Below are 25,089 nucleotides of genomic sequence, written 5' to 3'. Positions count from 1 at the left end.
CGCATACGATCAAGATAGCTTGCAATCGAGGCCTGCCAGGTTTTGGCATCCCCGGCACGGATCTTGCCCGCCGGGCGCTGTGTGAAACAGATACGTCACACAACTTCAAAAACACCACAGCCGCGATGCACAAAATACCCGCGAAAGGTCTGCAACCCTCCGCTCGTCCGGACCTGGTCCCATGCCGCCATATTGGGAGTGAGTGGGCGGTGTCCATCTCAGCGTCTATCCCCGGCTTAGCAGATCCATGTGAAATGTTGCGTCGAGTGAGCTCATGAAACCTTCAACACAATGCATGTGCTCGGACATTACCCGGCGCACGGCTTGAGCATCCTTGCGCCTCAACGCATCAAGTAGGCCGATGTGAGCACCGATGTTGTGTTGGCCAAACTCGGTATGCTCTCTGAGGCTGTCGGTTCGCCGGATGACCAAGTCACGGGCCAGAGCGTTCAAGAAGCGGCACATCAACACCAGAATCGGATTGTCACACGCCTCGCACAAGATGTCGTGGAACTCGATCTCGACGATGCGACTAGTTTCCCGATCGTCCACTCGGGAGGCCTCTATGCACGTGTCGATATTTGCTTGAAGCCTTGTGAATTGCTCTTCGTTTAACCGGCCTACCACGTTTTCCGCGACCATCACCTCGAGCGTCTTGCGCAATTCGTAGACGTCCTTGAAATCGAGATCCTGGAAATGGAAATATTGGCGCATCTGCTGGATGACCGTTCCCATCGACGTCGCTTGGATTTCCGGGCCGCCGTTTGGACCCGCCTGCATGATCAGCAGTCCTTCAACCTCTAGAGCCTTGAGTGCTTCACGGATCGTGCCTTTGGAACATCCATAGTGTTGCATCAGTACCTTTTCCGGCGGCAGGCGGTCCTTCGGCCCCATATTTTCGCGCGCGATCCAGCGGCGAAGATCCTCGGCGACCTGATCTGATAGCTTGATGCGCCGCATCTTTCGCGCCGTTTGAGGTCGGCTCCCGGCCCCATCCTGCGCTGGTCTGGTCTTTACGGTACCGGTGCCTTGCTCCGGCACGTCTGCTGTTTGGCGTTTAGCCATCGGGTTGCTCCCAGGTCGCGTCCGCGTCGATCGGATAGATCGGTCGCCGCAGCTTGCGGAACGGGAACAGACTGTAATCCGAGCCTGTTACGCCGCCACCGGCACATTCGATCACCGCCTTCGCTAGCGGTTCGAAGACCGGACGGCAATACATACGTGACTTCAGGATCAGATAGGTAGCCGATTGAGGCTCGATGCCGAGCGACGTGAACACCGCCTGATCCCAAGGTTCGTGGGCTTCCTCACAGATCAACACGCGCGCGGTCCCGGTATCGATCACGGCCGAACGTCCCATATCGCAGACCATGCCGGTGTAGATTGGGCCGGAAATTGTGTAGCGACCGTCGCCGAGTGCGCTGATTCGACCCTTGAGCTTGAGCGACGGATCTGGAGGGGAGAACCCATCGGCGAAAATCTTGTTACCAACTTCGATTTCGATTTCGGCTCCCATGCCGGCTGCGAAGGCTTGTGCAACAACTCCGCGATCGTTGATAGGGCCGGCGACGATACCGGTCAGCCCGGCTTTCAACGCCGCTTGCAATACATCCATGTTCTCGCACGTGCCGCCCGACATGCAATTGTCGCCGTGATCAAGCATCAAAACCGGTCCGGTTCCAAAACGACGTGCGGCGGCGCTTGCTAAGCTGATAGACTGGCCGAGCGGCTTCTGATCGTAAACAAAGCCTTCGCGGCGCGACCATGCTTGGCGCGCAATGTCCTCGGCGATCTCGTGCGGACTAAGGTGATGTTCTGTCACTGCGACAATGCTCGCACCCGCGTCATGAATGTCTGCCGCGGGAAAGCCACCGAAGAAACTGACCGCCAGAACTCCGGGCTGCCGTTCTGCCCGGACGGCGCAGTCGATCACCTCGGCCATGGCACCAGGAACGGTTGTGTTCATCGCGAGCGTGTGGGCTATGAGCGGTGGTTGAGCCAGCGCTATCCTTGGCCTTGGTTCGCCACGGCGGATGCGCTCCATGATCGAGCAAACGAGCTCACCGGTCTCAACCATATCGACATGCGGGTAAGTCTTGAAGCCGGCGAGCGCATCGCAGTTTTCAATCATGCGCTGCGTAATATTGCCATGCAGGTCGAGCGCCACACCAATCGGAATGCCTTGCGCTGCATTCCTTACTCTGCTCAACAGTTCGCCTTCGCCGTCGTCATAGCTCTGTGTGACCATCGCACCATGGAGATCGAGCAGGATCATATCACAGCCCTTGGACACGTCTGCGAGGATCGCGGTGCTCATGGCCTCGAAGGCGCTATCGTCTACCGGCCCGCTGGGCCAAGCATGGGCTATCAGCGGGCAGGAGATCTCAGCGCCTACGCGTTCGGCGTAGGCGTGGAATGCTCCCAGCGCAGCTTTCATTCCGCGTGATTCATCCACCGCCCGTTCGCCCCAAGTCGGACGGAAAGCCGCAAGCGGCGTTAGTATGGGTGAGAACGTGTTCGTCTCGTGATTGAGACGAGCGATGACTATGCGCAATGCATTGCTCTCCTATTTTTCCAATGTCTCGGTCCATCGCCAGCTATTTGACGCCTACGCCAGGTCGAGTGCAGAAATTGCATCCCGTAGGCGCATTCTTCAGACGTCGAGTATTCGGCGGGGTTGTGGATTAGACCACCGGCGCAGGGCACGAAGATCACGTTGGTTGGCGCAACCGCCGCGACGACGGCGATCGGGGCGAAGTCCAGGTTTCTTCCGTGTAACTGGGCAAACATGTCGCTCACTTCGCCCACGATAACGCGCAAGCCAAGTTCGGCCACCCAGTCAGCCAACGATTGCGCGCCGTCGCGTCCTCCATAGACAATGACAGCCGCGCGATGTCACCGTCGGCTGTGCCGCAGATCCTCGCTGTTTCCAGCAGGCTGCCACACAGCCGGCCTGCGTCTATAGGGAGGCTGGACATGGCTTATTCTGCCTTGACGCCGAGATATCTATCCCGGGCTTTGCTGTCTGCGATGAAGTCCCGGGCCGAGGCCTGATAGACGATGCGGCCGAGCTCGATGATGTGATGGCGATTGGCGAGTGCTGTACAGACCGCGAGGTTCTGCTCAACCAGAAGGATTGCGATCCCCGCCGCTGCGATCTTGCGGACCTGGTCGACGATTTCCTCGACGATGACTGGCGCAAGGCCTTCGACTGGTTCGTCGAGCATCAGCAGCTTCGGCCCCGTGAGCAGTGCGCGGGCGATTGACAGCATTTGTTGCTCTCCTCCCGAAAGCTGGCCGCCACCATTGCGCTTGCGTTCTTCCAATCGGGGGAAAACGGCGTAGATGTCTTTAAGCGACCAGGGCGACCCCTTGCGCTCGGCAATACGGAGATTTTCCTCGACCGAAAGCAGCGAGAAAATGCCCCGATTTTCTGGAACCAGGGAAACACCTGCTTGCGCTATCCGGAAAGCCGACTGGCCTGTGAGGTCGCGGCCAGACAATTGCACGCTACCCCGTGCCGGGCTGACCAGGCCGGCGATACTCTTGAGCGTGGTTGATTTGCCGGCGCCGTTGCGGCCAAGCAGCGTGACCACTTCGCCTTCTTCGACCGAGAGGGAGACACCCTGCAAAATGTGGCTTTTGCCGTAATAGCTGTGAAGATCCTCTACCTTGAGAAGTGCGCTCATGCGATATCTCCGGTGATCATGTTGCCGAGATAGGCGCGCTGCACCTCCGGGTCGTCGCGAACGACAGCCGGCGTACCCTCGACCAACTTGCGCCCGAGCCGCATGACCGTAATCGTATCCGAGATGTTCATCACGATGCCCATGTTATGCTCGATGAACAGCACCGTATGGTCGCGGCCGAGGTTGCGGATCAGCGCCTTCATTTCCTCGATATCCTCGATCCCCATTCCGGACGTCGGTTCGTCCATCAGGATCAACGACGGGCGTGAGGCCATGGCCATACCGACCTCCAACCGACGCTGCTGGCCATGTGACAGCTCGCCTGCTGGCCGGCGGGCGACGCGGGTGAGGCCGAGCCTTTCCATCACCTCGCTAGCGGTCGCAAGCGCGGCTTGGTTGCTTTCCGCGCTTCGCCACGGAGCGAGCGCTTGCCAAGGCGTCTTGCCCTGTGCGGCAAGCCGGAGGTTCTCAGCGACATCGAGCGTTGGGAAAAGGCTCGTCACCTGGAAGGAGCGAGCGATGCCGTGACGCACGCGTTCGTCGTCGCGTGTGCGCGTGATATCCACGCCATTGAGCACGATCGAGCCGGACGAAGGCATGACCCGTCCGGTCAATGCGTGGAACATGGTCGTCTTGCCCGCGCCGTTCGGGCCAATAATGGAATGGACCGAGTTGCGACGGATATCGAGGTCGACATCGGCGAGGGCGACGAACTTTCCGTAGGAGACACCAAGGCCGCGAGTGGACAAAGCCATGGATGAATCGGAACCTGGATTTATCATATTGAATGCTCCTCGGTCCGGGGTTGGCGTTTGTTTGCTGTTGTCCCTGCGTAAGCCAGCCAGATCTTTTCTACCAAACCCCACAGGCCCTTTTGCAGGAACAGCGCAACGAGAATGAGTGCCGCGCCGAGAAGGAGCAGCCAGCGTGGCCAGATTTGCGACAGCCAGTCCGCCAGCAGCATGTAAGCCGATGCGCCGAGAACTGACGCAAACAAAGAGGTGGAACCACCGATGATCGTCATGATCAGGATCATTTCCGAGGTGTGGTATTCAATATTCGACAACGGTGCGACGCCGATCAGCATCGCGTGCAGAGCGCCGGCGTAGGCAGTGACCGCGCCAGAGATGGCGAAGGCCGCGGTCTTGAACGCCTTGACGGGAAACCCGATGGCAGCGGCGCGCTCCGGATTGTCGCGCACCGCAATGAGCGTGCGACCGAATGTGGACTGCGTCACGCGAAGCATCATGGCGAAGAGGACCAGGAACGATAACGCCACGAAGATATAGTAGGTCCACGGGGTGTTCAGAGCGTTGCCCGCTGGACGCGGCACATCCAGCAGGCCGTTGTCGCCACCCGTGATCCCTGAGAACGTGTAGGCGAGGAAGTAGAAGAACTGCGCAAAGGCGAGCGTCAGCATGACGAAGTAGACGCCCTGGCGCCGGATCGACAGCCATCCCACGATGGCGGCAATCAATGCACCGAGAACGCTTGCCAACGTCAGCATCAGCCAGGTCGGCAAACCGTAGCGAGTGAGGAAGATGCCGGCGGTGTAGCTGCCGACCCCGAAGAAAATGCCCTGTCCAAAAGACAGCAGGCCTGTGTAGCCGAGCAAAAGGTTGCAAGCCGCTGCAACCAGCGCAAAGATCAGGATCTCGGATGCATGGATGCCGGATTTGAGGAAGAGTGGCAACAGCACCACAGTTGTGAGCGCCAGTGCGAACTGGACGATGGGTTTGTTGATCGCGAGCATGGATCAAGCCCTCCCAAACAGGCCACGGGGCATTATGACAATGACCGCCGCCATGCAGATGTAGATCATCAGCCTGGCGCCTTCAGGCCAGATCGTAGCCATCAGCGATTGCACAACGCCGACCAGTATCCCTGCGACCAGCGCCCCCACATAGGAGCCCATTCCGCCTATGACCACGACGACGAATGCGATTGCCAGCGCTTCGACGCCCATGAACGGCTCGACGCCGCGAATGGGAGTGGCCAGTGCTCCAGCGAGGCCAGCGAGCCCGGCGCCTGCGGCGAAAACCGCCGTATTGATGCGCAGGGTGTTATAACCGAGCAGCGCCATATTGTCGGCGGACTCAGAGCCCGCGCGCACGATGGCTCCAAGACGCGTACGCTCAAGCGCCCAGTAAAGTGCAAGAGCCAGGGTCGCGGTGAAGCCAATGGTGAAGAGGCGATACTTGGGATAGATGAAATCGCCCCAGATTACGACGCCGTTTAGGCCGTCAGGTGCAGCGACATTGCCGCCGAGCGGCCCCCATAGGATGATGACGAGTTCCTGGACGAATAGCGCCAACCCGACCGTGACCAATATGTGGAACGTGTGGGGCAGCTTGTAGATTTTGCGCAGCAGAAGCGCTTCGACGGCTCCGGCCACGATTGCCACGATCGCGGCCGCCAGCACCATGGCCAGCCAGAGGTTCATTCCCCGCTCGACGAGATCGTAAGTCAGATATGCGCCGAGCAGGAAGAAGGCGCCATGGGCGAAGTTCACGAATTGCAGAAGGCCGAAAATAATGGTCAGACCGACGGCAAGCAGGAAGTAAAGCATGCCGAGCCCGACGCCGTTCAGCACCTGGAAGAAATAGGTCAACGGACATCTCCCGTGAATATTGGAGAAACTGCATGGCGCGCCCTGCCGACGGGGCCGACAGGGCGCTGGTCGTCCACCGTCGCTATCCAAGCTTGCAGCCGGCAGCCTCCGGGGTCAGGAACGACTGGCCTGTCGAAACGATCTCCGCATAGTCGTCCTTATCGGCCATGCTGGCCTTCGCGCGCGCTTTTAGCAGGTAGTAGTTCTTCAGGACTTGATGGTCGCCAGCGCGGATGGTTTCTTCACCCGTAAGGCCAGCATAGGTCAGGCCCTCCAATGCCTTGCGGACCGCAGGCCCGTCATCCGATCCTGCCTTCACTGCGGCATCGATCATAAGCTTCGTGCAAATATAGGAGCCTGCGAGCGAATAGTTCGGATTGATACCGTATTTTGCCTGGGTGAGTTTGGTCAGCTGCGGGTTTAACCCAGCGTCGACCGTATGCCAGTACTGTGCTCCGAAATAGATGCCCTCGCAGAGATCGGCGCCAAGCGCCTCGAACTGCTCCAGGCCCGATGCCCAGGCCACAACAATGGTCATGCGTTCCTTCATGCCGAAGGATACGGCCTGGCGCAGGGTATCGGCACATTGAGCGCCAAAGTTCAGGATCAGCAGCACGTCCGGCTTTGCCGCCAGCGCGTTTGTGAGATAGCCGGAGAACTCCTTTTCGGTCAGCGAATGATAGCTGTTGCCAACCAACTCCAACTGCTTCTCCGCCAATACATCTTGCGTCGCCTTGAGGAGGCCTTCTCCGAACACATATTGCGGAGTGATCGTGTACCAACGCTTGGCGTTCGGCAGCGCATCGATGATCGGGCGGACGGTTCGATTGACGGCGCCGAAAGTCGGCACGGACCAGCGGAACGTTGCCGCGTTGCAGTCGCTTCCGGTGATTTCGTCGGCACCTGCGGTGGTGATGAAGCTCGACGAGCCCTTTGCCGTCTCCTTGCCCATGGCAAGCGATTCAGATGACAGGATGCCGCCGGCGAAGAGCTTGATCCCTTCTTGCGCCATCGCATCCTGCACCTTTCGCACAGCGGTTGCGGGTTTGCCTTCTGTGTCGAGGTCGAAAGTTCTCACCTCACGCCCGTAGGCCGCGGCGGCTTCCTCGGCGGCCAGGATCGCGCCCATCGACGCGAATTTGCCGTTCGCGGCATTGCCGCCGGAGATTGGCACCGGGATCCCGACCTTGATCGGATCGCCGGCGGCGCGGGCGCGGGTGATCAGCGCAGGGCCGGCAAGCAGGGCGCCAGCGACACCCGTGAGCAATGTTCGTCTGTCTAGCATGGTAGTTCCCCTTTTGGTGTTGTTATGCGAACTATACGTATAATTATGATCATTTGTCTAGATGCGTTTGTAAGGGCACGGCATCGGGCCCTTCTGATCGCGGATCATGTACCGACCAAAATATGGCAACCTGAACAGCGCACTGAAATCCAAAACGGCTTTTGCTGTTGGCAGTTCTTTCCGACGGGCAGTTGTCTGCCAGCTGGCTCGCGGCGGCGGTCGAGCTGACGATTGGAATACCTTCATAAGCTCGTCGAAATCGGAGTGCGCACTTTGAGCGCCAAGTCCGCAGGCAGGCGCTGTTGCGTTGCTTCTCCACAGACCACTTTCAAACACATGGAGCTCCAGGCCGAGCAGGCGGCACAGATATCTCGTAATGTCCCCTGTAACGTCAGTGGGCGACGCCCGAGCTTTAATAGCCAATCCAATGTATCGGAAAGAAAAGGCCCCGCCGCTGTAGCGGCGAGTATCGCACCCAGACGGCGCAGTGACCGCGGGGATTGCGTCCAACGGAAACTGCACACCTGGGCTATCGGCCAAGCGCAGGGGAGGGATGGTCTGTTTCAGCGATTCCGGTACGCTCCGAAAAAAATCTTGGCTACCAGCGGACCAGCCTATCGGTCAAACCGGGCGGGAACCGGCACTGGTCGCTTGCGCGGCAGCCGCCGCACATTCTACTGTTACCATGGCGATCTCGGCGACGGCCTCATGCGACAAAGCATAGATCGCAGACGTCTCGATGACGTTGTCGGGTCCAATTATTGACTCTGTTGTCCGCCCGGTGGAAAAGAATGTATGGTTTGAGAGGGAAAGCAACCCATGGCTGATGAGAACGATACTGTTACCACGGAGACCGCATCACCGGCGGAAGTAGCGCCGCTTAAAAAGCGTCGAGGGCCGCGGCCGAAGAATGTCGTTTTAGGCACAACAGCTGAAACACCGGAGGCAGATGCTGCCCAGACGGTAAGGGGACGCAGGAAGGGCGCAGACAAATCTGCAGACGGCAAGGCCCCGGGAAAGGCGCCAACTGTTGCCAAGAGCAAGGCAAAGAACGTTGCCAAGAGCACCGGGAAAGCCCCTGCTGCAAAGCAAACGATTGAGACGCTGGTTCCAACTCCAGTTCTCGACGACATTGCTGATCTTCTTCAGCTTGAAGAAGAGAATGCTCGGCTCCGCAAGGCGCTGTCCGAAAAACTGCGGGCTGAGAATACCGAACTGCGCAAGCGGTTAGGTCTTGCCTGACCATACGGTGAAGGGCCGATCGAATTGCTCGATTGGCCCCCCGCGATCGCATTGTTGCTGGAGTTCCTTTGGGGATTGTAGGAATGGATGCCGATGGCATTGCTTGGGGTAACGGCGCACCATGAAATCACCATGGAAGTATCTGGTTCAGCTGACGTCTCTGGGACGGACGGTTAAGGAGCCGGAGGGCCCGCGTGAAATCAAGACCGAGAAGTCGGAGGGCGTTGTTGCCAACCGGATCGTGGAAGTCCCGGACGGGGTTGTTGGCGATCGCGGTGCCGCAACCACCGACACTACTGTTGTCGCAGTTGACCGAAATGAGGGGGCGCCGATAACCACGCTCGATCGGGCAAGTGCCAACGAACACGCAGGACCACCGCCGACGAAGAGGCGACGTCGCAGGAGGAAAGCGAGCGCCAGCGATGTTGCGGTGGCAAACGTCGTTGAATACGGAGATGGTGAGAGCGGCGCTCCCCATCCGCCGATAACCTTCATCGATGAAATGACCATACTGGACGAGGATATCAGGCAACTGAGACGCCGGCTGTCAGAAAAGTTGCGGTTGCAGAACACGCAGCTCAAGAAAATGCTTGCGCGGTTTCACACCCTAAGCTGATGGCAAATACTTCAAAGTGTAGACGTAAGACTTCGAACCTTTCCGGCTGACCCAATCGCCCTCAGGCGGATGGTCTCCTTGTTGGTAGTGTGTCCACGGTCGCCCCATACAAGTGTTGCTTGCTTGGTCCCAGGCAATCCGGCCCCATTCCGAACGATATACAATCCAGAGGTCTTGGTCTTGTCGCTGGTAACCCGATTGCCCGTCGGCCATCTGTTTTCGGATGAAAGTGTAAATCAGGTCGTCGCTTAGCCTTCGCAGCTGGAATATTCCCCGGCGATCATTACACTGCATCGAAATTTGCTTTGAGTATTATTACAAATTCGAATTATCGTTAATCACGGTGCGTGCCGAGTTTTTTGGGGGGGCGTGTTAAACGCCTATTTTCAAAACCTGCATCGACGATCACGCGTTCGGATTTTCAGGCGCCATATGCGCAAACCTTGCTTCCTTCAAAAGGCGTTTGCATAAGGCTTGTTGTGCCCCCTTCGGGTCCCCGAATGTTCGTCCTGGCTAAAACAGACAGTGCCGTCTTCGGGCAAGCGGGCCTCCTGGTTGGGCTGCGAAGTGCAGGGCCCGCCGACGGTGGTAGATCGCCCTCGCACTTGGGAGGGTCAGGGCCCCCATTGTCGCCAACCGCGGCAAAAATGCCACCGTTCCCTGACCTGGAAGACCTCAACGATGCGCCAGATAGAAAGATGTCAACTAAGCTCGAAAGGAAACAACCCGCTGACGCTGCTCTCCCAAACCGGCGATGCCCAATCTCATGACATCCCCCGGCATTAACCAGATTGGCTCGGGTTTTACGCCCATCCCTACTCCTGGAGGTGTCCCGGTTGCAATGATATCGCCCGGGTACAACGTCATGTAGCCACTGACGTAAGCGACCAGCGTCTTAACGTCGAAGATCATGGTTTTGGTGTTGCCGTCCTGCATGCGCTTGTCATTCACGTCCAACCACATCTTGAGATCCTGAGGATCGGCTACTTCATCAGTGGTGACGAGATATGGCCCCACCGGACCGAAGGTATCGCAGCCTTTTCCCTTGTCCCATTGAGAGGATTGCAGTTGGAAGGCCCGTTCGGAAACATCATTGACAATGCAGTATCCGGCGACGTGCGATAGCGCGTCTGCTTCTTCGACATAGCGAGCTTTTGTGCCAATGATGACGCCAAGTTCAACCTCCCAATCCAGCTTCGTTGAACCTCTTGGCTGAATAACGTCATCGTTGGGTCCGCTCAGGGCCGACAGCGCCTTCAAAAAGATGATGGGCTCCGTCGGCTCTGAGAGGCCAGATTCGCGCGCATGATCAGAGTAGTTCAAGCCGATACAAATAAACTTTGACATGCCTTCAAAAGGAGTGCCAAAGCGCGGCTTTCCTTCCACAATAGGCAAAAGTGCAGGGTCGATCATTGCAAGCCGTGACAGACCATCAGGAGATAGGCATGCCGTGTCGATTTTCTGCACATGCCCCGAAAGATCACGCAGCCTTTCGTCACGATCAATCAACCCGGGCCTTTCTCTGCCGTAGGGTCCAAATCGGCATATCTTCATTGGGCGTTCCACATCGGTTACCGGCTTACAAACCAGCGCGGTTTTTACCGCGAACGTCTGGATTGACCACGTTTGTCGGCCAACGGCGGCACAGGACATGTTGAACTTCCGACGGCGCCCCTGATTGGAGACCGATCATAGAATCCTCACTGTACCAAGCCGAGTGCGGTGTGATGATCGCATTAGGGCGATCGCGCAGAGGATGCGGATTTGGCAAGGGTTCCGGGTCGGTGGTATCCAACGCACAGCCCGCAATCAATCTCTCGTCGAGGGCGCGCACGAGCGCGTCTGTATCAACGATTGGGCCGCGAGCGACGTTGATTAGGTGGGCAGTAGGCTTCATCAATTTAAACGCGTCGTCTCCAATAAGGCCCCGCGTTTTCGGAGTGAGCGGAGGATGCAGCGATACAACGTCCGAGATGCGCAGCAATTCTTCAAATGCCACCTTTGAATGGGGGCTGGAAGCCAGGGACGCACCCACGAATGGATCGTAAAAAACCACGCGCATCGCAAATGCCTCGGCGCGTCGAGCCACTGCCCTGGCGATATTTCCGAAACCCACCAAGCCTAACGTCAATCCGGATAGACGATGTATCGGCTTGCCGGAAGAAACGTCCCAGCTTCCATTCCGAACTTGACGGTCGAAGAAGGTGATCTTGCGAAGACTGGCGAGGAGCATCGCCATGGCGTGATCGGCGACTTCTTCGACGCAATAGGTGGGATTGTTGGTCACAATTATCCCAGCCGCAGTCGCAGCGTCAATGTCAATCGTATCAACACCGATTCCGTAGCGCGCAATGATCTTACAGTTGGGCATAGCCGCCATAACATCTGCCGTGATCGGCCCAGCATAAGTGTTCAACAATGCATCACAGTCGGTAGCTTCATTGACGAAGTCTGCTGCTGACTTTGTCTGGAGCGGACGGAGTACAGCGTATTCGTCCAAAAGCCGATGTTCGACATCAAGCGAATTCCACACATAGTCTGTCAAGACGACTTTGGCTTTTCTCATGCGTGAACCTCCAAAGGGGACCCAAATGAAGCCGTGGCGCTGTGTGGCGCACATTGTGCCATTTCAGTGAACGGTCGCGCCAACTGATATCTGAGATATTTGTTTGTTGACGTCAAGTGGAATGTTCTCTATTGGTGCTTCATCAGAAAGGTATGAAGTGTCGGGCACGGAGGTCGTTGTGACCAGGGATCTTCAGTTTTTCATTGGTGGGAAATGGTGCGATCCAATTCATTCGCGCGCATTTAACGTCATCGACCCATCCAGCGAGGAAACGTTTCGCACCATCAGTCTGGGCTCGAATGAAGATGTTGAGCTCGCAGTCGCCGCCGCTAGGAAGGCGCTGCCTTCCTATAGTGCCACGAGCATCGCCAACCGCGTTGACTTGTTAAAGAGTATCGCGGCTATCTACGAGCGTCGCAAGGAACACCTCGCGTACGCTGTCCATCGTGAGATGGGTGCCCCGATGGGTCTGGCCAGAAGCGCTCAGGTTGCATTGGGTGCGGCGCACCTAGCAAAAATGATAGAAATCTTGCCGAAGTACGCGTTTTCTCAACGCCGCCGGTCTTATCATCTTCATAGGGAGCCAATCGGTGTATGCGCGCTAATCACGCCGTGGAATTGGCCGTTGAACCAGATAGCCGCGAAAGTCGCGCCCGCACTAGCTGCAGGTTGCACAGTCATCCTCAAGCCAAGCGAATACGCTCCCATAAGCGCTATCGTCTTTGCCGAGATCCTGGAAGAAGCGGGCATCCCCGCTGGTGTCTTCAACCTGATCAATGGCGACGGACCTGGTGTGGGCGAGGCCTTGGCGCGGCATCCCGACGTCGACATGGTTTCCTTCACGGGCTCGACGCAGGCCGGCGTTCGTGTTGCTCAGTTGGCGGCGGAAACCGTAAAGCGTGTGTCGCAGGAACTTGGTGGTAAGTCTCCAAACATCATCCTTGAGGATGCGGACATAGAATTGGCCGTGATGAAGGGGGTGGTATCGTGCTTTGGCAACAGTGGGCAATCGTGTAACGCGCCGACGCGAATGTTTGTGCCGGCAGCGCGGCGGGAAGAGGCGTACAAGATAGCAGCGAAAACCGCAGAAGCTTTTTCCTCCGGATCCGGTACCCCTGCCTTGGGACCTGTTGTCAACAAGCGGCAATACGATCGGATTCAGGGTCTCATTCAAGCTGGCATTGACGAAGGCGCCACTCTGCTTGCAGGCGGGAAAGGAAAGCCGCACGGGGTCAGTCGAGGCTTCTTCGTCCGACCGACGGTTTTTGCCGATGTCGGCCACGACACGCGCCTGTCGCGCGAAGAGATTTTTGGGCCGGTTCTGAGTATAATTACGTATGAGAACGAAGAAGATGCGATCCGGATGGCGAACGACACAGTATACGGATTGGCTGCTTACATTCAGTCCTCTGATGAAAAACGCGCAAGGAAACTGGCATCGGAGTTGAAGGCTGGCAACGTATACATCAATTACCCAGCCTGGTCTCCTGACATGCCGTTTGGTGGTTATAAACAGTCCGGAAATGGACGCGAATTTGCGGAATTTGGTCTTGAAGACTTTCTGGAGGTCAAGGGAGTTATTGCCTCAACTGCCCTTAGCGAACGGAGAGCCTGATGACTGCGCTGGAAAGACCCAAGTCGTTGACAGAACGGGTTTGCGACGAGCTGCTGACATCGATCATGGACGGGACGATCCCTTTCGGTCGACTTCTCAGTGAGAAGGCGCTGGCCTCGCAATACGGGACCAGTAAGACACCCGTACGGGAAGCCTTTGTTAGTCTCCAGTCGCTTGGTCTCGTAGAAGTTCTTCCGCAAAAAGGGTGTTTGGTCTTCTGTCCGACAATCAAGCAGGTCGAAGAACTTTGCGAAGTACGCATCATCCTTGAAAGCGCGGCAATTCGGTTTTCCATGGCCCATCGCAAGAAGGACTTTTTGGAGAAACTTCAGCAAGCTCACCTATGTGCCCAAGAGAAGGCCAAGTCAGGGCCAGTAAAAGAATACAACGCCTTTGACGACGGTTTCCACGAAGTGTTCTTTGCCTGCTGCGACAATGAAGCCCTACGCAGTGCTTACGATCTTTTCCGGCCCAGAATTCAGACGCTGCGGATTAATCTCCAGTCCACGCACAGTTACCTGATCGCGATGTCAGTAGATGATCACGGGGAGATCGTAGAGCGGTTGAAAGCCGAGCAAGTTGAGGAGGCCATCGCACTCGTCTCCGTGCATGTACGCCGGATGAGCAACGCATATGCTTCAAACTGGGCGCAGTTGATGAAGACAGCACCAGAGCCTTAGGCGTAAGCGCTCGCCCCGAAGCAACCGAACTGTGACTATGATGGCGGTGAGGAGCCGCTTGCCGATGGGTATACGGGTGTTCCGCCCTTCGCTGCGTGTAGAATTGCAGCTCGACTGGATTTCTTGGCAAACGAGTTGGGCGCATGTCTCACAAACGGCGTGCGTTCTGGCCGGCAACTGGAGAATCCACGCAACTGCTTGGAAGCGACCAATCCTAAAGCGAAGAGCAAGGATAACGACATGGACTTCGGCAAATCAGTAAGAATTTCGGATATTTGTCTTCTGGTCGACGATATAGACCGCACCGTGGATTTTTATGTTGACAAGCTTGGGTTTGAACTGCGTCGGCAGGCAGAAGGCTTCGCTGATTTCAAGGGTAATGGCGTCACCCTTGCAGCTTGGGAGCTCAACCACATTAACGCCCACGCCGGAGTTTCAAATCGACGCGCAGACGAATGCGTTCACAAGGCCTGCGTGGCAGTGGAACTTGAGCGCCCGGCCGATGTTGACCGCTATTACGGGGAACTCTCCGCAAAGGGAGTACCCTTCTATAGTCCGCCTGATGACTACGTCTGGAACGCGCGGTGTGCGTATTTCACCGATCCGGACGGAACGTTATGGGAGATCTATGCGTGGCTTGAGGGCGGGCCGGAAGACTACCACAAAGTCAGCTAGAACCGGCCTTGCAGTTTGCACCATCCGCAAAAACAATGGGAACAAGGAGCAGCATGATGGCGTACGATACATTCTCATTGAATAGACGTAACCTCTTGAAAGGTGCGCTTGGCGTTGCAGCGTTTGCGCCTGGCATCCAACTACTTCTTCCGAAGGACGCTCATGCCGCTGCAAAAGTGGTCATCCAGTATGACTGGCTCGTATCGAATGGACAGATCGGCGACGTAATTGCCGCACAAAACGGCTATTTCAAAGAAGCAGGGCTCGACGTCGAATTCAGTCCCGGCGGCCCGAACTCCGCTACCGTGCCGCCGGTCATCTCAGGTTCGGCTTTGCTGGGGCAGTTCTCAGAGACTCCTCAGCTTTTTTCTGCGCGTGCCAGCGGAATCCCGGTCAAGATCTTGGCTTGTGGATTCCGCACTGGTCCCTATGCTTTGACCTCAAAACCATCCAAGCCTTTGAAGTCGGCTAAAGATCTCAAGGGTTTGAAGATTGGAATCCAACCAACAGCGCGTTTCGTCATCGAGGCGATCGCTGCCAAAAACAGTATCGACATCGCGGATCTCCAAATCATCAATGTCGGTTTCGACAAGGGGCCGTTGGTGCGTGGGGAAGTCGATGCCTTGGGTGGCTGGATTACCAACACGCAAGCCCTAAGCGTCGTGGGGGATGACCGGATAGACCTTTTGGTTCGTGACCTGGGCCTAAATTCTTACGCCGACGTTTACTTTTCCACCGATACGGTGATCGAGGAGAGCGCTGACGTCCTTGCAAAATTTGTCGGCGCGGTGGCCAAGGGCTGGGGCTGGGTTCATGCCAACCCGCAGGAAGCAGTCAGGAAGCTTGTTGCTGCCTATCCACAGCTGGACGCCGGTTGGGAAGCCAAAACCATCGACCTAGTCCTGAAACTCAGCTTCGATGCCGACACCGCCAAAGGAGGATGGGGAACATTCAATCCAGCATCTCTCGAAGAACAAATCGCGCTCTATGATAAGATCGGCCAGTATCCAAACGGGCGCCCGGCTCTGGATGATGTAATGACGACGAAGATCCTCGAGCTTTGCGCGGCTGAGCGGCCGAAGCTCGATGCACCGGCGATCTGAGACGAACAAACTGATGTCCTTTGCCATAAACTCAAAAGCTCTTGACGTCGGATATCAAGGTGTCAACAGCAACATAACGGTCCTTTCGGGCCTCGATCTTAAAGTCGAGACCGGGCGGTTCTTGTCGATCCTTGGACCGTCCGGCTGCGGCAAATCGACGTTCTTGCGGGTCGTGGCCGACCTTCTAAACCCGCTCGCCGGTCATCTGGAGGTTCTCGGTGGAAGCCCGTACGCGGCGCGCAGCCGCCGAGACGTCGGTTTCGTGTTTCAGGAGCCGACGCTGTTGCCGTGGCGCACCGTGCGTGACAACGTTCTGCTGCCGGTCGACGTCGGAAGGGCGAAATTGACGCGGTCGATCACCGACCGGAGCGACGAGCTACTGGAGCTGATGGGGCTGACACCCCTTGCCAAACGTTTGCCGCATGAGCTTTCCGGAGGTCAGCGCCAGCGTGTAGCGATCGCGCGGGCTCTGCTCGGCGAACCACGTCTCCTACTGATGGACGAGCCTTTCGGCGCGCTCGATGAAATCACACGAGACCGCCTGAATGATGAGTTGCTCAATATTTGGCGGCAGACTGCAACGACGGTTCTTTTCGTCACCCACTCCGTGATGGAGGCTGCTTATCTTGGGGAACGCGTGATCGTCCTTGCCGCCAATCCCGGTCGCGTCGTGTTTGACCTGGACATGACCGCAACAAAGCAACCGGGTAATCGGTGCCACCGGGAGGACAGCAATATCGTGCAGGCGATGGGAACATTACGAGCGGCTCTGGAGCGTGCATCATGAACCAGTTCTTCAGTTTGCGGCTAGCCAACCTCCTTTTGCCTGCGGCTGGCGCATTTTCGATCCTTCTCGTCTGGCAATTCATTGTTCCGCTTGTCGGAGTTCCACCCTACATCCTGCCGACGCCTGGCCGCATCGCTGGGGTGTTCCATTCCCAGAGCATACTACTTTTCACTAACTTCTGGCCGACCGCCCTCGAGGCAACCGTAGGCTTCCTGCTCGGAAATCTTGCCGCCATTTTGATGGCCATCGTCTTCGTCCACAGCCAAACGCTGCGGGATATGTATTTTCCCATTGTTCTGTTCTTCAATACAATCCCAGTGCTCGCACTCTCACCGATTATTATCCTGACCTTCGGTCTCGGCATGACACCCAAGATAGTTATTGCCGCGTTCATCTGCTTTTTTCCAACACTGGTGAACATGATCCGCGGACTGGAATCGGCCACCGCCAATGAGCGGGAACTCTTCCGTGTCCTTTCGGCAAGCCGCTCCGAAGTGTTCTGGCGTCTAAGGTTCCCGCGATCGCTGCCCATGCTATTCGCATCACTTCGTATCGCCTCGGCGACGGCCGTCATCGGCGCTATCGTTGGCGAATGGATAGGGTCGGAGAGGGGGTTGGGCGCACTGATCATTCAGGCTACTTTCAACTATCAGTCAGAGCGCCTCTACGCGGCGATCGCGCTATCTTCCGCGCTTTCCATTGTGCTTTTCGCGCTCGTTGTCCTGGTGGAACGTCGCATCCTTAAGTTTGAGGGTATATCCCCGTGAAATTTGACCTACTTGTTGGCGACGCAGGCTTGGTCTTAGATGTGGGCGGAAATGCGCGAGCGGCGGCGCATCAGATTGTTATCTTTGATTTTTGTTAATATCAGACGCAATCGTCAGCTACCGGCGCCGCGCTAAAGGTTATCGAAGGCTATATAGTTATTATCAACCAGCACATGGACGCGATCGCTACGTCCGCAAGGGAGCAATCAGTCGGCCTGGGAGAACTCAACACAGCAGTCAACCAGATGGATCAGGTAACTCAACAGGACGCTGCATAGGTTGAAGAAACCAGCGCCGACGGCGCTACACTTGTCTATGAGAGTGTTAAGTTGCGGGAATTGATCTCGCAGTTCCGATTGCGTTCCGTCGCAGTCATCGCCTTTGATGGCCGCAGCTTAAAACCACCGTGCGTCGGCATCTCCAGTCCACAGAAAGGCTGGTCAGGTAAAACAAAACATTTTCGGGAAAGGCTGCCCTAAAACAAACCTGGGAGGATTTTTGATGAATGTTCATGGCCGCCTGATGCGCATGCTGGACGTTACATTTGGGATCATCGCATTCCGTTTACACAATCAAGAGTACTGTGTTCGTATAGCATCGAACAAGATTTGCGGGTGGGGCCGTGTAATGCCCTTACCGCGATCGTCGTATTCAACCTGCGTGGAACACGCCATGCGGCCTGAAACCAAGGTTTCCGCATCAATCATTCACAAAGAAAGGGATGTCGCAGAATGGCAGAGATTATAGCGTTCCCGCACCGTGTGTCGGACACTGGGGCCGAGCATGTGGCGGAGCAAAAGGACCAATACACAAGGGTCGAACAGAGTATCGATTTAATGATGAAGCAGATCGAAATAACAAAGACGGCAATAGCGAACTTCATCTCCTCGCATGGCCCCAACTCCAAAGATCCCTGAAAAAACAAGTTCACTGCGCGTTTCTACCAGATACGATTGCAATTTTTTCGTACAACTAAACACCTGTCCTAATCGGGATATTCCGAGGTTCAAATGGTCAAGCGCATAGAAAAAAGCCAGCTTCGCCAGGGAATGTTCATAGAAGCGGTGGAGGGCTTCTTGCTCGACAGCCCTATTCTCAACCGTCGATTTTTGGTGACCAACCACGCCGACGTTGAGACCATCAAAAGCAGTAACGTCACAGGGGTGTTTATAAACCCAGCCAAAGGCGCAGATGTAGTTGCAGTCAACAAACCAATTGCCGCGCGCAAACAAACTGCGATGCCCAAAAGTCAACGGCGCTCCGGCGAGAGAACACCCAAAAAAATTGCTTTCGATACGATAATTGAAACAACGGCTGCGTTGAAAACCATCTTCCACGATGCAGGGAAAGGCGAGCCACTGACGGCCGAAATGGTCGCGCCGGTCGTTAGGCGGATAATAGACTCCATAGATGTCGACCCGACGATTTTGGTCTCGATGACGAGACTAAAATCTCGAGATCAGACGAGTTTCCTTCACTCGATAGCAGTTTGCGCATTGATGGTAAGATTCGGGCGCGATTTGGGTTGTGACGAACAGACCGTTCTTGTTCTGGGAATGAGCGGACTTCTTCACGACATTGGCAAGGTCAGCATCCCGCTGAGAGTGCTCAACAAAGCTGGCGCGCTTTCTGATGCGGAAATGACGCTGATAAAGCGGCACCCTACGGTAGGACATGAGATCCTTTCGCGCAAACCTGGCATGCCAGTCGTTGTTCTGGATGTGTGCCTGCACCATCATGAGCGCTTGGACGGAAAAGGGTACCCGGAAGGAAAAAAGGAGCACGAAATCAGCCGAGCCGCCCGGATGAGTGCGATCTGCGACGTGTACGATGCGTTGACTTCCGCCAGGCCCTATCGTGAACCGTGGACATCAGATCGGGCAGCCGCCTGGATGCGAGATACTACAGGAGTTTTTGATCGATCGCTACTTTCAAAGTTTTTTCAGAGTGTTGTAGGGTTCTGAACAGGCGACGTCTAGGCAGTGGTCTTAATCCCCATATCGTTCCTAGCGATTTAACGCGTTGGCCGAAACAGCTATACAAACGGCGTTTGAGGACCTTTGTCGGAACACTGATGGCAACTCGCCAAATGTCGCTAGAAAAATCTGGTTCGATCTTCCTGAGTACTAGAACCCCCATCGACAGGCTATATCGCTTACGGAGGCGTCTTTGTCCAAGACCAGATCGTTTCGAACGCACTGCAGGCGTAGCCGAGTTGGTATTCCGCAATTGTGAATCCGGAGTACTGCTTGAACCCGTATTGCATGCTGCGAACGCTGACCCGGCTAAGTTCAGCCATGAACTGAGCCGAAGGACACTCCAGAAGGTGGCCGTGATATGTGGTCGAACACCAAGCCAGACTAAATTCCGGCGGCTAAGTCCATAGGACAATCGGATCGACGCTTCTCAATCTCGGCACCGCGCGCTTTTGATGGGATGCATGCAGATTATACTCAACCCTTCTAATCGTAGTGTTTAGCGATTTTGCAAACGCCAAGGATTTTCCGCAAGCGAGGCTTGGCATTTCAACCGCCAAGATTTTCGGTTTGCCCTTGTTATCTTTACAAGTCCGGCGGCGCGTTTGTTGCTGACAGATCCCAATATTGAGCTCGCTTTGGGCGGGGAGATCAATTGGTCTATCGATGTTCCGATGCGGTAGGGTGTAGTTGTTCCTCGCCCGCGATCTAGTCAATGTGAAACCTCGTTGCGCACGATGATCGCAGACATGTTGGAAATGCGCCCGGAGCCCACCGCGGGAGAAGCGGAATATCGAATGGTTGGATTTCTACGTAACTTAAATAGCGGTGATTTATCGCAATTCTTCATTCACCACCCCGAGGTAAAGCGTGAGAAACAGGCAATTCAACTCACAAAATTTTGCAGCAATGCCGCAAGGACTTCATCCGTTGTCAATAATCATCCTTCATTTTGCGCCCATCCGATAAGCGGACCGTTGTTTCCGAGCCGTTCCCAGGCAGGTAGGGCTTTCCGGGCTTGACGGCGGGGCGCGTTGCCAGTCGTCGGTAGCTGGACCCATAGCTAGCGGTACAGGGTCATTGTGATGTGTGGAGGCTTATAGGATATGCGACAGGAGGAGGTATCGACTGTGAGCGGCTTTCTATATGTCCAGGAACGAACGTCCGAGGACGCTAGGCTTGCCGCGCTGCAAGATCTCCAAATCTCAGGTGGCGGTCCGGAAGAAACACTCGACCGCATGGCTCGGCTATTAAAGACGAGCCTAGGTTTCCCGGTTGGCTACGTCGCACTTATCAATCTGGACAGACAAATCATCAAGAGCAGGCTCGAGCTTTCAGTCTGCGACGGGACGAGAGCCGGCGCCTTTTGTTCCCGCACCATCGACATGAGTACGCCCCTGATTATTCCAGATACTTTACAAGATCCAAGAGTTTCGACGCTCCCGCAGGTCAGATCAGCGCCGTTTATTCGGTCGTATTGGGCTTGCCCTCTTACGACGCATTCTGGCTTCAATATCGGAACTCTCTGCGTCGTCGATTTTGTGCCAAGATTTCCTCGAAATGGCGATGACGCTATTCTGAGAGATTTCGGTCGACTTGCGATCGAATACATCGAGCTACGTGCGCAGGTTTCTACTGATCCTCTAACGGGTGTCCAAACCAGGCGCACGTTTTTTGCAGATGGCGAGCACATCTTTGAGAGCTGCCGCTCGCGGCGTGACGCATTGAGCTGCATAGTTTTCGACCTTGATTACTTCAAGGCCATAAATGACACGTGGGGCCACTCGATGGGAGACGATGTTCTTCGCATGACAGGAAATCTGCTTCGCAAGGAGCTGCGCTCTGACTTCATCATTGGACGTGTCGGTGGTGAGGAGTTCGCAGTACTGCTTCCCAGTGAAAGGCTCGATGGTGCTTTTAGATTGGCCGAAAGACTGAGGTGTTTGTTGGAGGGTTACGCGTCGCCCAGTTGTCCTACGATAACCGCGAGCTTCGGAATTGCCGAATGTCTGGCTTCTGACAGATCCATTAATGACCTAATTGAGCGCGCTGACGCCGCAGCTTACACAGCTAAAGCGGCAGGGCGTAACTGCACGTTTCCGAGGGTCTGTTCCAGTCCGGCCGAATAGGGTTCCGAGTGGAACGTTCCGAATTTACGTTTTAAGGTTTCACCGGGGCCTTCCGCGTCAAGCGGCTGCTTGCCCTTTTACCTCGAATGAACTTTCATCCGGCTTCAATCCGCTAGGCGGGCTCGGGGCGCCTCTCGAATTCATCAGCCATGAATTGGCACCTTGTTGCGATTTCAATCCATGGGGCTGTTCTTCGTCATACTATCTACGCCAATCTTCATCGTTCGCGGGTATCCGCAAGGGGTAGGAACCAAGCTGGCTTAGACATTCCGCTCGCAAGCAGCCGCTTCAATGAACGCATTATAGCTCGGCTTGCCTAGGCGTGAGGGCGTCTACCGTTACGCACTACACATAGGCCAGAGATCGAGATCGCGGGACACGGCAATTATGGTCGTCGCATATCCGGCTTGTCGACATTTGTTCAAGGGTTTGTACGACAACTTCACCTCTATAGGGTTAGGTGCCCAACGCTCGCGTTCTCACGCACGCGGGCAGATCTCAGCGGCTGCCGGTAGCCCTTCGCCACACCGCTACAGAATGTTCTGCATGTCCAAGAATGTCTTCAATGTGCTCCGTACTTTTCCCAGCCGGGAAAATCACCGGGAAACGCTGACCCAAATTGGCGCAGTTTGAAGAGTTCAGATCAATCCCTTCGCTAGCAGACTTGCTGCTGTGTAATACGTGAAGATATGGCGGGACGGTCTGAGATCCGAGATGTTATCTAGTCGAGGGAGTTTTTCTAGGGCATCGCTAAAGTGCATTGGAGCCAAAAACGCCAAGCGTTGTATAGGTTCAACGCAATTCACAGCTTACTTCGTTTTGCCAGAGACAACCAAGAGTTTGTTTATTGTGAAATCTCTGTGTTTTCGTGACGCATTATAAATTCCTTAAACATATTATATATCATATATTGAAGTTGCATCCGAGATGCTTGTCGGAGCACCCCCGCTGACGATGCTGACATGAGGTCGCGGTCGTTTTGCCTTCTGCATCGTTATCCAGGAGTTCATAATGTCACGGCCGAAAATCAAATCTGCATTAACGCTGCTACTAGTGCTCGTCGGCTGCGTGTTCGTCGCATTTGCCGGATTCGCAGTCTACAGCATGAACACGCTAAACAATAACGTCGCGGAGGTTGCAACCGAATGGTTGCCCGGTGTCTCTGGGGCTAAGGAGATGAATATTGCCTTGTCAGCGATGCGTCGCGACTATCTTAACCATATCATGGCTCTCGATGATGCCAGCCGCAAAGAGGTCGAACTGACCCTCGATAGCGATTCAAATCATTTCCTAGAAGAGCTGTCCAAGAATGAGATGTTGACTAGAGATGGTGCAGGGCAAGCCTTAATGAAAGACATCCGCTCCATGTTTACCGCCCTGCAAGGTCTTGCAGCACCCATGCTGGCATTGTCCAGCGAGGGGAAATTCACTGAGGCGAAGATCTATCAGCAAACGAAGGTTCGGCCGGCCGCATCTGAATTGACGAAGGCCATCGATCAGATCGTAACGATCAAAACCGAGGGATCCAACGTTTCTTTTGAAACGAGCAAGCAGGTCTTCCGAACAACTATGACTTTCACTCTCGTTGCAGTTCTGGTTGGTCTGACCGTGATCGCCGGAGGCATCTATTTCGGTTTGTCGGGAATAGCGATGCCGATCGAAGCGATCACTGTCTCAATGAAGCAACTCGCTACGGGAAATACGTCGACACCGATCCCCTACGAGGGAAGGGCGGACGAAATTGGTGATATGGCGGCTGCGGTTGCCGTCTTCAAGAAAAACGCATTGGCAAATATTGAACTTGAGGCAGAAGCCGCCCACGAACGGAGCATGACGGAGAGCGAACGGGCTCGAAGCGCGGAGTCCGCTCGTGTAAAGGCCGAGGAAATGCGCGCTGCGACGGACGGCCTTGCTGCCGGTCTGTCACAACTGGCGAAAGGTGACCTCTCATTCCAACTAAACCATGCCTTCGCGCCTGACTTTGAGACTTTGCGTCAGAATTTCAACGCTTCTGTACTTCAGCTTGCGCAGACACTTCAGTCTGTCGCTACTGCTGCAGCGTCCATAGACAGCGGATCAAAAGAAATTAGCCAGAGTTCCGACGACCTGTCAAAACGAACAGAACATCAAGCAGCGTCGCTGGAAGAGACCGCTGCAGCGCTCGACCAGATCACCACAAACGTCTCGAACTCTTCGCAGCGCGCAGAAGAGGCGCGGGTAATCGCTGGCCAAGCCAACGCTAGCGCCATGCAATCCGGACTGGTTGTGGCGAATGCGGTCAATGCGATGGAACGCATTGAGCAATCGTCGGGCCAGATCTCCAACATCATTTCTGTGATCGACGAGATCGCATTTCAAACCAATCTGCTTGCCTTAAATGCCGGCGTGGAAGCGGCCCGCGCAGGCGAAGCAGGCAAAGGGTTCGCAGTCGTCGCGCAAGAGGTCCGCGAACTTGCTCAGCGCTCGGCTCTGGCTGCAAAGGAGATCAAGGATCTGATTAGGAACTCTACTCTCGAAGTTGAAAGTGGCGTCAAACTCGTTCGAGAGACGGGCACTGCCTTGAAGATAATTGGAGACTACGTAGGGACAATCAATCAACATATGGACGCAATTGCACTGTCCGCGCGCGAACAATCCGTTGGTCTTGCTGAAGTCAATACCGCCGTCAACCAAATGGATCAGGTCACCCAGCAGAATGCGGCAATGGTGGAGGAAATGAATGCCGCAGGTGCGACTCTGGCCCAAGAGTCCAACCGGTTGAGAGAACTCATATCGCAGTTTTCACTTGCTTCAGCCGTAAAGGGAAATCAGCACGGATCGCTCGGGCGCGAACAGTGGGCCGCGTAGGCCAGTTATGTCAATGTTGGACTAACCAGGTGGCAGCCAAAGAGCGACGGCGGGCCTGAAAATCTCCTCTCACACTCCCAAGCGTCAAGTCAACGACCCGCCGCGTAGAACGCCGCGGGTCGTTTGTTTCCATGACTATGTTTTCGTCCCAAACCACGAGAATTCAATCGTCCGAGTGACTCTATTGACCTCGGTTTGGCACCCCTCCATTCGCGGAGATCGAAACGGAATAGAGGTAAGCGCGAATTTCTCCGCACCTTCTGCAATTGAGTGAGCTTTGGCATGAGGTGTCCACCTAAAAGAGGTGGACACCAAGTGATGGATGAAGGTCAAAAACTCGCGGTACGACTGGTCGGTCGGAATGGAAGGCGGCGCTTCGATCAAGGGTCGAAAGATCGCCTTGTTACAGCCTGCCTTGAGCCCGGTGCATCAGTATCGAAACTTGCGCGAGAACACGGGGTCAATGCGAACCTCGTTTGGAAATGGATCAGGAAACACACC

The 25,089-nt window shown here is 55.6% G+C and carries 21 protein-coding genes; 12 read left to right on the top strand and 9 right to left on the bottom strand.

Features of this window, described 5'->3' with window-relative positions:
* Positions 1-225: 225 nt before the first annotated feature.
* The 7 genes from BLU15_RS28535 to BLU15_RS28500 form a co-directional block, all read right to left on the bottom strand.
* Complete coding sequence (locus BLU15_RS28535) at positions 226-1,065, bottom strand: FadR/GntR family transcriptional regulator (RefSeq protein ID WP_090299966.1); 840 nt, start codon at positions 1,063-1,065, stop codon at positions 226-228.
* The gene (locus tag BLU15_RS28530) at positions 1,058-2,554 is read right to left on the bottom strand and encodes a M81 family metallopeptidase (protein ID WP_090299964.1); all 1,497 of its coding nucleotides are present in this window, start codon (positions 2,552-2,554) and stop codon (positions 1,058-1,060) included. The genes BLU15_RS28535 and BLU15_RS28530 overlap by 8 nt, the downstream gene beginning before the upstream one ends.
* Positions 2,555-2,981: 427 nt before the next feature.
* Positions 2,982-3,689, bottom strand: a complete 708-nt coding sequence (locus BLU15_RS28520; protein ID WP_090299960.1) for an ABC transporter ATP-binding protein — start codon at positions 3,687-3,689, stop codon at positions 2,982-2,984.
* Positions 3,686-4,444 carry an ABC transporter ATP-binding protein gene (locus tag BLU15_RS28515; RefSeq protein WP_176960370.1) on the bottom strand — a complete coding sequence of 253 codons (759 nt, stop codon included), beginning with the start codon at positions 4,442-4,444 and terminating at the stop codon, positions 3,686-3,688. Before BLU15_RS28515 ends, BLU15_RS28520 begins: the two co-directional genes overlap by 4 nt.
* Before the next feature lie 23 nt (positions 4,445-4,467).
* On the bottom strand, positions 4,468-5,442 hold the full coding sequence (locus BLU15_RS28510; RefSeq protein WP_090299956.1) for a branched-chain amino acid ABC transporter permease: 975 nt from the start codon (positions 5,440-5,442) through the stop codon (positions 4,468-4,470).
* 3 nt (positions 5,443-5,445) lie between these two features.
* Positions 5,446-6,300 carry a branched-chain amino acid ABC transporter permease gene (locus BLU15_RS28505; protein ID WP_090299954.1) on the bottom strand — a complete coding sequence of 285 codons (855 nt, stop codon included), beginning with the start codon at positions 6,298-6,300 and terminating at the stop codon, positions 5,446-5,448.
* 82 nt (positions 6,301-6,382) lie between these two features.
* Entirely contained in the window at positions 6,383-7,585 is a 1,203-nt protein-coding gene (locus tag BLU15_RS28500; protein WP_090299953.1) for an ABC transporter substrate-binding protein, read from the bottom strand.
* An 819-nt stretch (positions 7,586-8,404) separates the two neighbouring features.
* On the opposite strand from BLU15_RS28500, the gene BLU15_RS28495 reads away from it, so the two are divergent.
* Both BLU15_RS28495 and BLU15_RS28490 read left to right on the top strand, forming a co-directional pair.
* Positions 8,405-8,827 (top strand): hypothetical protein, encoded by a 423-nt coding sequence (locus BLU15_RS28495; protein WP_090299950.1) that lies wholly within the window; start codon positions 8,405-8,407, stop codon positions 8,825-8,827.
* Between the two features lie 121 nt (positions 8,828-8,948).
* Positions 8,949-9,443 carry a hypothetical protein gene (locus tag BLU15_RS28490; RefSeq protein ID WP_090299948.1) on the top strand — a complete coding sequence of 165 codons (495 nt, stop codon included), beginning with the start codon at positions 8,949-8,951 and terminating at the stop codon, positions 9,441-9,443.
* Positions 9,444-10,148: 705 nt separating this feature from the next.
* Here BLU15_RS28490 and BLU15_RS28480 read toward each other — a convergent pair.
* Both BLU15_RS28480 and BLU15_RS28475 read right to left on the bottom strand, forming a co-directional pair.
* On the bottom strand, positions 10,149-10,997 hold the full coding sequence (locus BLU15_RS28480) for a fumarylacetoacetate hydrolase family protein (protein ID WP_090299945.1): 849 nt from the start codon (positions 10,995-10,997) through the stop codon (positions 10,149-10,151).
* A gap of 25 nt (positions 10,998-11,022) precedes the next feature.
* Positions 11,023-12,009: a C-terminal binding protein gene (locus tag BLU15_RS28475; protein ID WP_176960369.1), complete on the bottom strand. Its 987-nt coding sequence runs from the start codon at positions 12,007-12,009 to the stop codon at positions 11,023-11,025.
* 178 nt (positions 12,010-12,187) lie between these two features.
* Here BLU15_RS28475 and BLU15_RS28470 point away from each other — a divergent pair, with 178 nt between their 5' ends.
* The 10 genes from BLU15_RS28470 to BLU15_RS28415 form a co-directional block, all read left to right on the top strand.
* A complete protein-coding gene (locus BLU15_RS28470) occupies positions 12,188-13,624 on the top strand; it encodes an aldehyde dehydrogenase family protein (protein ID WP_090300081.1) in 1,437 nt (478 codons plus the stop codon).
* A complete protein-coding gene (locus BLU15_RS28465) occupies positions 13,624-14,304 on the top strand; it encodes a GntR family transcriptional regulator (RefSeq protein WP_090299942.1) in 681 nt (226 codons plus the stop codon). The genes BLU15_RS28470 and BLU15_RS28465 overlap by 1 nt, the downstream gene beginning before the upstream one ends.
* A gap of 240 nt (positions 14,305-14,544) precedes the next feature.
* On the top strand, positions 14,545-14,979 hold the full coding sequence (locus tag BLU15_RS28460) for a VOC family protein (RefSeq protein WP_090300079.1): 435 nt from the start codon (positions 14,545-14,547) through the stop codon (positions 14,977-14,979).
* 56 nt (positions 14,980-15,035) lie between these two features.
* Positions 15,036-16,082 (top strand): ABC transporter substrate-binding protein, encoded by a 1,047-nt coding sequence (locus BLU15_RS28455; protein WP_090300077.1) that lies wholly within the window; start codon positions 15,036-15,038, stop codon positions 16,080-16,082.
* 13 nt (positions 16,083-16,095) lie between these two features.
* Positions 16,096-16,869 (top strand): ABC transporter ATP-binding protein, encoded by a 774-nt coding sequence (locus BLU15_RS28450; protein ID WP_090299940.1) that lies wholly within the window; start codon positions 16,096-16,098, stop codon positions 16,867-16,869.
* Positions 16,866-17,636 carry an ABC transporter permease gene (locus tag BLU15_RS28445; protein ID WP_090299937.1) on the top strand — a complete coding sequence of 257 codons (771 nt, stop codon included), beginning with the start codon at positions 16,866-16,868 and terminating at the stop codon, positions 17,634-17,636. Before BLU15_RS28450 ends, BLU15_RS28445 begins: the two co-directional genes overlap by 4 nt.
* Positions 17,637-18,646: 1,010 nt before the next feature.
* Positions 18,647-19,600 (top strand): HD-GYP domain-containing protein, encoded by a 954-nt coding sequence (locus tag BLU15_RS28430; protein WP_090299934.1) that lies wholly within the window; start codon positions 18,647-18,649, stop codon positions 19,598-19,600.
* 1,142 nt (positions 19,601-20,742) lie between these two features.
* Positions 20,743-21,741 carry a sensor domain-containing diguanylate cyclase gene (locus tag BLU15_RS28425; RefSeq protein WP_176960368.1) on the top strand — a complete coding sequence of 333 codons (999 nt, stop codon included), beginning with the start codon at positions 20,743-20,745 and terminating at the stop codon, positions 21,739-21,741.
* A gap of 1,011 nt (positions 21,742-22,752) precedes the next feature.
* On the top strand, positions 22,753-24,588 hold the full coding sequence (locus BLU15_RS28420; RefSeq protein ID WP_090299930.1) for a methyl-accepting chemotaxis protein: 1,836 nt from the start codon (positions 22,753-22,755) through the stop codon (positions 24,586-24,588).
* Positions 24,589-24,903: 315 nt separating this feature from the next.
* Positions 24,904-25,089, top strand: a 186-nt coding sequence (locus BLU15_RS28415) for a transposase (protein WP_143034273.1), incomplete at its 3' end; no start/stop codon positions are given.

The sequence above is a fragment of the Ensifer sp. YR511 genome, assembly GCF_900103045.1.
Taxonomy (GTDB): Bacteria; Pseudomonadota; Alphaproteobacteria; order Rhizobiales; family Rhizobiaceae; genus Ensifer; species Ensifer adhaerens.
Note: the sequence above shows the minus strand (reverse complement) of the source record. Positions and strands in the feature narration are given on the sequence as shown.